An 8,577-nucleotide genomic window follows, 5' to 3' on the forward strand; every position below is an offset into this window, starting at 1 on the left:
CCCGTGGGACGGACCGCACCGCACATCACTCGAGCTCGCAGCCGAGCTCTCGGCCGAGCCCTCACTCGAGACATCAGCCGGAACGGTTCTCCGGAACCCCGTGCTACGCGACAGGTCCGCCCGCTCCCGCGTTCCCGCTGAGCGCCTCCAGATCGCTCTTGCGGACACGGATCACCGTCACCGCGGTGATCAGCGCCAGAAGCACCATCCCCACCGCCGCCATGAACGAGGTCGAGATACCTTCGGTCAGCACCTCGTGGCCCCAGGGCGCGGGCAACTCATGCGTCTTGGCGAACTCAGCCTGCTGCTCCGGCGTCGACCGGGCCATGAACGACGGAACCTGCGTCTCCGCCTCGTCGCGGCTCGCCGTGCCGAACACCGTGACCAGGATGGACAGCCCCAGCGAACCGCCCACCTGCTGCGTCGCGTTGAGCAGCCCCGAGGCCGCGCCGGCCTCGTGCTGTGCCACGCCCGAGACGGCGGTCAGTGTCAGCGTCACGAAGTTGAGGCCCATGCCGAAGCCGAAGAGCACCATGGGCCCGAGGATCCCGCTGAGGTACGAGCTCTCCGCGCTGATCAGAGTCAGCCAGAAGAGGCCCACTCCGGTGATCGCGGAGCCGGTGACCATGAAGGGCTTGGGGCCGAGCACCGGCAGCAGCCGCTGCGAGAGTCCTGCGCCGGTGATGATCGCGACCGTGACCGGAAGGAATGCGAGACCGGCTTCGATCGGGCTGTAGCCGAGCACGTTCTGCACGAACAGCACGATGAAGAAGAACATGCCGAACATTGCCGCGGCCAGGCTCAGCATGATCATGTACGTACCCGATCGATTCCGGTCAGCGAACATCCTGAGCGGTGTGATCGGCTCCCGGGCCCGGGACTCGACGACCGCGAAGGCGGCGAGCAGAACCACCGCCGCGCCGAAGGATCCGAGGGTGAGCGCGTCCCGCCAGCCTTCCTCCGATGCCCGGATGAATCCGTAGACGAGTGAGGCCATACCAGCTGTGGAGGTCAGTGCACCCGCGATGTCGAAACGGCCGGGATGGCGCTCCGACTCGTTGATGTACAGCGGGGCGAGAAAGGCGATCAGAACGCCGATCGGGACGTTGACGAAGAGCACCCAGCGCCAGTCGAGCCACTCGGTGAGCATGCCGCCTGCCAGCAGCCCGATCGCGCCACCGCCTGCCGAGACGGCCGCGAACACGCCGAACGCCCGATTGCGTTCCGGCCCTTCGGGGAACGTCGTGGTTATCAGGGCGAGCGACGTCGGAGAAGCGATCGCGCCACCGACACCCTGGAGCGCTCGTGCCGCCAGCAGTTGCCAGGGTTCCTGGGCCAGGCCGCCGAGCAGTGAGGCCAGTGTGAAGACCAGGATGCCGGTCATGAACACCCGTCGGCGGCCCAGAATGTCGCCGGCCCGGCCTCCGAGCAGCAGCAGTCCGCCGAAGGTCAGGGTGTAGGCGCTGAGCACCCACGAGAGGTCGGTGGTGGAGAAGTTCAGCGCGTCCTGGATATGCGGAAGCGCGATATTCACAATCGTCGCGTCGAGTACCACCATGAGTTGGCAGGCGGCGATGACCGTGAGGGCGATTCCAGGACGCCCCTCCCTGCGGGCTGTGCCCGGTTTGCGCTGTGCTTCTAACTGAGAGGTTGTCACTATGGGTCCCCCACACCTGAGTTAGTGAACGGATGCGTTCACTGAGTCGTCAACGGTAGTGACTCCCCAACAGTGAACGCAAGCGTTCACTGGCACTACCGCACTGCTGCGTTGGAGAGTTGTTGATGGTTACTTCGCGTCCTGCGGCCGCCGCTCGGCCGCAGTCGGCGTCATTGCGCCGCCGCGGACCAGTGCTGGAGCGGGCGATCCTCGACGCCGCGCTCGAGCAGTTGAGTACGGTCGGCTGGAACGGCCTCACCATGGAGGGTGTCGCCACCCTCGCCCAGACCGGCAAGGCCGCGGTCTACCGCCGCTGGCCCTGCAAGGAGGACCTGGTCGCGGACGCCCTGCAGGCGGGGCTGCCGGCCCTTGAGGACGCACCCGATCAGGGAAGCGCCCGCGAGGACCTGTATCACCTCTGCCGTCGGATGCGTGCGGCGATGTATTCGAAGCCGGGGTTCGCGCTCCGCTCTGTGCTTCACGAATGCGATTCGTCCACGGCTGAGCGATTCCATGCCCTGATCTTCAGCGGTGTCATCGAACCCTCGGTCCGTCTCCTCCGGCAGGTTGTGCGCCGGGGAATCGAGCGGGGCGACGTCCGGTCCGACGCCTTGGACGACCTGGTCTGCGATGTGATCCCCGCGATGATGATGTACCGCTCCAAGGTGTGCGGAAGCGAATGGGAGGACATGGATATCGCCGAGATGATCGATCGGGTCATGGTGCCCCTGCTCCGTCCGCGCGCGGGCTGAGTCCGGCGGCGGGCCGGAGATCGGGATCCGGGGTTTTGTGGCCCGCCCGAGCGGCGTAACCTGTCTGGCGCCATGGCGTACGAACCACCCACCCACACCGTTGAGCGCTCACTCCGGGCCACCACAGGTGCCAAGATCATTGCCGGAGTCGACGAGGTCGGACGCGGGGCGTGGGCCGGACCGGTCACGGTATGCGCCGCCGTCACGGGACTGCGCAGGCCTCCTGCCGGGCTCACCGACTCCAAGCTGATCAGCCCCAAGCGCCGTACGGAGCTGGCCGAGCAACTGGAGGACTGGGTCACCTCGCACGCATTGGGGCACGCTTCCCCGGAGGAGATCGACGACCTGGGAATGACCGCGGCTCTGCGTCTCGCCGCCGTGCGCGCGCTGGACGCACTGCCGGTGCGGCCGGACGCGGTCATCCTCGACGGCAAGCATGACTACCTGGGCCTGCCGTGGCAGGTCCGTACGGTCATCAAGGGGGACCGATCCTGCGTCGCGGTCGCGGCTGCTTCGGTGATCGCCAAAGTGCGCAGGGACGCGCTGATGGCCGAACTCGGGCTGGAGTCGGCGGCGTACGAGCCGTTCGGGTTCGCCGACAACGCCGGCTACCCCTCGCCCGTCCATAAGGCGGCGCTGGAGGAGCTGGGTCCCACTCCGTACCACCGGCTCTCCTGGGCCTATCTCGACGCGTTGCCGCAATGGCGGCATCTCAAGAAGGTCCGGATCTCCGTGGAGGCGGCCGCTCTGGAAGGCGGGGGCCAACTCGGCTTCGACTTCTGAACCGGCCGGCCCGACGACCGCTGTGCGGACCGGATGACCTGTCCGGTCGCACTTATGTGCCCACCCGCCGATGCCCGCCGCACCGGCGTTTGATAGATATCCATCATGCCTCTCATCCCCGAGGAGCCTCAGATTCACGAGAGTGCCCAGGGTCCCCGCGCCACTCAGGCCGCAGGCCGCACCGCGCCGACCCCCCGTCCCGTACCCGGTCCGCGTACCGCGGCCGCGCCCCGTCCCGGACGCCCGGGCCCCGGCCCGGCCAGGCCCGCGCCGCCCGCCCAGCGCACGCACACCTCCGCCGGGCAGCCCCAGTCACCGCGGCCGGAGAATCGTTCCGTGCCGCAGATCCAGCTCATCCCCGCTTCTGCCGAAGGTGCGCTCGACGCCGCCGGCGAGGCCGTCGACCTGCTGCTCGACTCCGGTCGTGCTCCCGGCGACATCCTCGTGCTGACCACAGGGGAACAGCACCCCTGGGCCGCGCATGAGCTGTCCTTCGGCGAGACCGCGTACTGGGCTCAGCACGACGTCGGCGACGACGTGTTCTACGCGGACGCCGCTTCGGCGGACCGTGCGTCGGCCCGTCCCGTGGTCGTCGTCGCCGTCAACGGCGGCAGCGACGAGGGTGCAGCCCAGGCGCTGCCCGTCGCCATGGGCCGTGCGGGCGCGCTGTTCATCGTGTGCGGTGACCCGAACCGCATCAACGCGGCACTCGGCGCGGGCGTCTGAGCCGAAAGGCTCTGCGCCCGCACCCGGGGCACGTGCCGTCCGGGCACCGGGCTGTCCGGTGCTACGGCTGCTCTGCCGCGCCGCCCGTACCGTGTGCGCGGTGCGGTCGGCGCAACACCGGCGCCCCGTCGCACAGCGGGTCACTCGGGCTGCACCTGCCCGAGCGCCCGCGGAGACGGTCCCGGGCTCGGTTCAACGCGCCGCCGTGCGGCGCAACGCTTCGGCGGCGCCGCTCGCGGTGCGCAGGGGGATCGGTCCAGGATCGGCCACGATGTCTGCGAAACCATCAGTCAGGGAGTCGGAGTTGGGCCGTCGGCCGCCGCGTCCCTCACCCAGCACCTGCCAACCTCCGTGCGTCAGCGTGATGTACGCACCGCAGCGAAGCCCGTGCAGCGTGCACGCGTCCCGCAGCCCCCACATCCAAGCACCGTCCTCCTCCGTCCAGCGTTCGTCGCCCTCGCGGCAGTAGAGCAGCACGGCGGTACGCACCGGAGCACGGCGGCGCAGGTCGTGCGGAATGACCCGGCGCAGATGCGCCAGCAGGGCGTTACGGAACTCCCAGCCGTCCACGGGGACGGAACGCCGGGCGAACGAAGCGCTGGCGGTGAGCCGTTCCTCATGGTCGAGCACGGCGACGACAGCCGTCGACGGCGTTGGCCGATGACGGACGTGGAGGCCGCTCACGACCTCGCGCGGGTTGCGGAGCAGAGGTATTCCGGCTGCCGTCCACTCGGCGGGTTCGAGCAACCTGGCAAGGCGGCTGGCGGAATTGACCGATGGGTTGATCGAAGTGGCTGCGGACGAGGCGAATCCGAAGGTCACGGTCCTCCCTTCGCATACGCGCCCACAGTGCGGGCAGGGGTCGGGTGAGGGCGCACCGCGGCACAGCCCTTCCGGACCGCGATCGGACGGTGCGGGGGCGTTTCCAATTCTTGCGGGCCTACGGGCACGCGGCAACGAGCAATTGAGACCGCTGACTGGAATGCGCACGTATGGTGCTCATATCCCTGCCCATCCTGGCCTGATGTCACGCCCCATTCATGCCTGAACCGCGAGGACCAGCGGGAACACGCCTTCTGCCCCTGCTCGGCGCAACAGCCGAGAAACGACGGCCAAGGTCCAGCCACTGTCGGAGAGGTCATCGATGAGCAGCACGGGACCACCGGCCGACTCGACCGCGCGGGCCAGATCGGGCGGCACGACAAGGGCCTCGTGCAGGCCGCGCACCCGCTGAGCGCTGTTCGTCCGCGAGATATGCGCGTCTTCCGCCCCCGGCGCGTATTCGACCGTGCCGAGGAACGGCATACGGCCGACCTCGGCGATCCGGGCGCCGAGCGAACCGACGAGCTGCGGCTTGCCACGCGAGGCGACAGTGACCACCCCGACCGGGCGGGACGTTGCGTCACCAGCTCCGGATGCCCAGCCACCGGCCCCCTTGGCCCAGTCGGCCAGCACGCTCACGACGGCCTTCACCACATCGTCCGGCACCGGTCCGTCAGGAGCCTGAGGGGCGAGCATCGGGCGCAACCGGTTGCCCCAGCCGATGTCGGACAGCCGCCCGAGCGCCCTGCCCGTGAACGACTGTTCCCCGACGGGGATACGTCCCTTCAGGTCGATACCGACCGCTGCCAGCCCTGTGGGCCACATCTTGCGAGGCTCCACCTCCACACCGGGGCGGCTGAGCTCTCCGCGCGCCGCATCCAGGGCGGCGCTGGACACCCCGGCATCGAAGCGTGCCCCCGCGCAGTTGTCGCAGCGACCGCACGGGGCGGCCTCCTCGTCGTCCAACTGCCGCCGCAGAAACTCCATCCGGCAACCCACCGCCGACGCGTAGTCACGCATCGCCTGCTGCTCGGCCTCCCGCTGCCGCGCCACCCACGCATACCGGTCTGAGTCGTACACCCAGGGCTGTCCGGTCGTGCTCCAGCCGCCCTTCACCCGGCGTACCGCCCCGTCCACGTCGAGGACCTTGAGCATCGTCTCCAGCCGCGTACGCCGGAGCTCGACCAGGGGCTCCATCGCGGGCAGCGAGAGCGGCCTGCCCGCCTGCGCCAGCACATCCAGCGTGCGGCGCACCAGCTCTTCCGGAGGGAAGGCGACTGAGGCGAAGTACTGCCAGATCGCCTCGTCCTCCTTACCGGGCAGAAGCAGCACCTCGGCGTGCTCCACACCTCGCCCGGCCCGGCCCACCTGCTGGTAATAGGCGATGGGTGACGAGGGCGAGCCGAGGTGGACCACGAATCCCAGATCGGGCTTGTCGAAGCCCATGCCCAGCGCGGAGGTGGCCACGAGGGCCTTCACCCGGTTCGCCTGCAGATCGTCCTCGGCCTGCTGGCGGTCCGCGTTCTCGGTGCGGCCGGTGTACGACGACACGGTGTGACCACAGTGCCGCAGATACGCCGTGACCTCCTCGGCTGCGGCGACCGTGAGGGTGTAGATGATTCCGGAGCCGGGCAGGTCGCCCAGATGGTCGGCCAGCCAGGCCAGGCGGTGGGCGGCATCGGGGAGCTGAACAACACTCAGGCTGAGACTCTCCCGGTCGAGCGGCCCTCTGAGCACCAGCGCGTCCGTGCCCGCGCCCGTCCCCAGCTGCTCGGCCACATCCGCGGTCACCCGTGCGTTGGCCGTGGCGGTGGTGGCGAGCACCGGAACACCCGGCGGAAGATCCGCGAGCATCGTGCGCAGCCGCCGGTAGTCGGGACGGAAGTCATGGCCCCAGTCCGAGATGCAGTGCGCCTCGTCCACGACCAGGAGCCCGGTTGCCGCGGCGAGCTTGGGCAGCACCTGGTCACGGAAATCCGGATTGTTGAGGCGCTCCGGACTGACCAGCAGAACGTCGACCTCGCCGGCGGTCACCTCTGCCTGGACGGTGTCCCACTCCTCCGTGTTCGACGAGTTGATCGTCCGGGCGCGGATACCGGCCCGGGCCGCGGCCTCCACCTGGTTGCGCATGAGTGCGAGCAACGGCGACACGATCACGGTCGGACCGCTGCCGCGCTCACGCAGCAGGGACGTCGCGACGAAATACACCGCGGACTTGCCCCAGCCCGTCCGCTGCACGACCAGCGCTCTGCGCTTGTCGGCGACGAGCGCCTCGATCGCCCGCCACTGGTCCTCGCGGAGCCTGGCGGTGCCGGTGGTGTCCCCGACGAGGCGTGCGAGTACGAAGTCGGCCGATGCCCGGAGATCTGCGCGGTCTGCGTTGGTCATGCCCCCATGCAACCCGATGGGACGGACAAAGCGCGAACGAGGCCGCCAGCCTGTGGATAACGTTATCCACAGGGGTCGCGGATCCGGGGCGGTCCGCGGGACCGTCGTGCCATGAACAAGCACCACGAACCCACCGGACCGGCCGACGAGCAGCAGCAGATCACGCTGCGCGGAGCTGGCGAACTGGCCGATGCCCTGCCCTACATGCTGGGCTTCCACCCGACTGATTCGATCGTGATGGTCGCACTCCACGGCAGCCGCGGCCGCTTCGGCGGACGCCTCAGGCTGGGCATCCCGGAATCGCCGCGGGAGTGGCTGCCCGTGGCCCAGCACCTCGCCGAATGCCTCGTGGAAGGCAGTGAGCGGCGCGGCGCCCGGCCAGACGGCATTGTCGTCTTCCTTTGCCAGGACCCGGGAGAAGCAGAGACGGGCTCCGCGGTGATGGAGCGGCTGAGGCCGCTCGCGCAGTGGCTGAGGACGTCCTGCGGCTCGCTCGACGTTCCGGTCCACGAGGCGCTCTGCATTTCCGGCGGCCGCTTCTGGTCGTACTGCTGCCCGGATTCCCGCTGCTGTCCGGCGGAGGGGACAGCAATGGCGATGCAGGGCACATCCGTCATGGCCGCGGCCGCGGCCTACGCCGGTATCCAGGTCCGCGGATCGCTGAGAGAGATGGAGGCGCGCCTGCAGCCCATGACCACTCCGTCCGCAGCCGGTCAGGAACGAGCACTCGATTCCGCGGGCGCCGCGCTCGTGCCCAGGATCCTGGACAGCCAGAGCAGGGAGCAGGTCGGAAAGGAGACCCTGCGGCTCGCGCGCAGGCTGATGAAGCGCCTGGGGGAGAGGGCGACCGTGGGCGTCGGTTGGTCCACGGCTGACGTGCGGGACGACAGGATCATCTCGGACGACGAGGCGGCGGCGGTGATCCTCGGCCTCCAGGACCGGGACACCCGGGATCACGCGGCGGGCTGGATGGAGGGGCAGGAGGCCGATCGCGCGCTGCGACTGTGGCGGGCGCTGTCGCGTCGGTGTGTCGGCCCGTACGCGGAGCATGCGGCCGCCCCGCTCTCCCTGGCCGGCTGGGTCTCCTGGTCGATCGGCGACGAACCAGGTGCGCGGGTCGCGCTCAGCCTGGCCCTGCGTGCCGACCCCGAGTACGTCTTCGCCCGGCTGCTCCATCAGGCATGCAATGAGGGGCTGGACCCCGAGGCACTGCGCCGCTGTCTGCGCCAGGAGCGCGCCGCACCGGTGCCGCGTGCCTCGGCCACCCCCGCTTCGGCCGCGCCTGCTTCGCGTGCCTCGGCCACCCCCGCTTCGGCCGCGCCTGCTTCGCGGGCCTCTTCGGCCACCCCGGCTTCGGCCGCTCCCGCCTCGGCCACTCCCGCTTCGGCCGCGCCTGCTTCGCGGGCCTCTTCGGCCACCCCCGCCTCGGTACCCCCTGGCTCGGCCGCG

Annotated in this window: 7 protein-coding genes; 4 read left to right on the forward strand and 3 right to left on the reverse strand. The window is 69.8% G+C overall.

Going from position 1 to position 8,577, the window contains the following annotated elements:
• Positions 1-103 precede the first annotated feature (103 nt).
• Positions 104-1,657, reverse strand: coding sequence for an MFS transporter (locus tag ACWGI8_RS33510; RefSeq protein WP_453666727.1), 1,554 nt, complete (start codon positions 1,655-1,657; stop codon positions 104-106).
• 125 nt (positions 1,658-1,782) lie between these two features.
• Between ACWGI8_RS33510 and ACWGI8_RS33515 the strand changes: the two genes are divergently transcribed.
• The 3 genes from ACWGI8_RS33515 (at position 1,783) to ACWGI8_RS33525 (ending at position 3,918) form a co-directional block, all read left to right on the forward strand.
• Positions 1,783-2,409: a TetR/AcrR family transcriptional regulator gene (locus ACWGI8_RS33515; protein WP_453666729.1), complete on the forward strand. Its 627-nt coding sequence runs from the start codon at positions 1,783-1,785 to the stop codon at positions 2,407-2,409.
• Between the two features lie 72 nt (positions 2,410-2,481).
• The gene (locus tag ACWGI8_RS33520) at positions 2,482-3,192 is read left to right on the forward strand and encodes a ribonuclease HII (protein ID WP_453666730.1); all 711 of its coding nucleotides are present in this window, start codon (positions 2,482-2,484) and stop codon (positions 3,190-3,192) included.
• A 105-nt stretch (positions 3,193-3,297) separates the two neighbouring features.
• The gene (locus ACWGI8_RS33525; RefSeq protein ID WP_453666732.1) at positions 3,298-3,918 is read left to right on the forward strand and encodes a hypothetical protein; all 621 of its coding nucleotides are present in this window, start codon (positions 3,298-3,300) and stop codon (positions 3,916-3,918) included.
• Positions 3,919-4,110: 192 nt separating this feature from the next.
• Here the strand turns inward: ACWGI8_RS33525 and ACWGI8_RS33530 are convergent, their stop codons facing one another.
• Both ACWGI8_RS33530 and ACWGI8_RS33535 read right to left on the reverse strand, forming a co-directional pair.
• Positions 4,111-4,740 carry a hypothetical protein gene (locus ACWGI8_RS33530; RefSeq protein ID WP_453666734.1) on the reverse strand — a complete coding sequence of 210 codons (630 nt, stop codon included), beginning with the start codon at positions 4,738-4,740 and terminating at the stop codon, positions 4,111-4,113.
• Between the two features lie 216 nt (positions 4,741-4,956).
• Positions 4,957-7,128: a RecQ family ATP-dependent DNA helicase gene (locus ACWGI8_RS33535; protein ID WP_453666736.1), complete on the reverse strand. Its 2,172-nt coding sequence runs from the start codon at positions 7,126-7,128 to the stop codon at positions 4,957-4,959.
• Positions 7,129-7,239: 111 nt separating this feature from the next.
• On the opposite strand from ACWGI8_RS33535, the gene ACWGI8_RS33540 reads away from it, so the two are divergent.
• Positions 7,240-8,577, forward strand: a 1,338-nt coding sequence (locus ACWGI8_RS33540) for a DUF4192 domain-containing protein (protein WP_453666738.1), incomplete at its 3' end; no start/stop codon positions are given.

The organism is Streptomyces sp. NPDC054841, assembly GCF_053611045.1.

Bases quoted from the DNA above. Each gene is read 5' to 3' on its own strand.
- ACWGI8_RS33515 (WP_453666729.1), top strand. From the start codon at position 1,783: ATGGTTACTTCGCGTCCTGCGGCCGCCGCTCGGCCGCAGTCGGCGTCA.
- ACWGI8_RS33520 (WP_453666730.1), top strand. From the start codon at position 2,482: ATGGCGTACGAACCACCCACCCACACCGTTGAGCGCTCACTCCGGGCC.
- ACWGI8_RS33525 (WP_453666732.1), top strand. From the start codon at position 3,298: ATGCCTCTCATCCCCGAGGAGCCTCAGATTCACGAGAGTGCCCAGGGT.
- ACWGI8_RS33535 (WP_453666736.1), bottom strand. From the start codon at position 7,128: ATGACCAACGCAGACCGCGCAGATCTCCGGGCATCGGCCGACTTCGTA.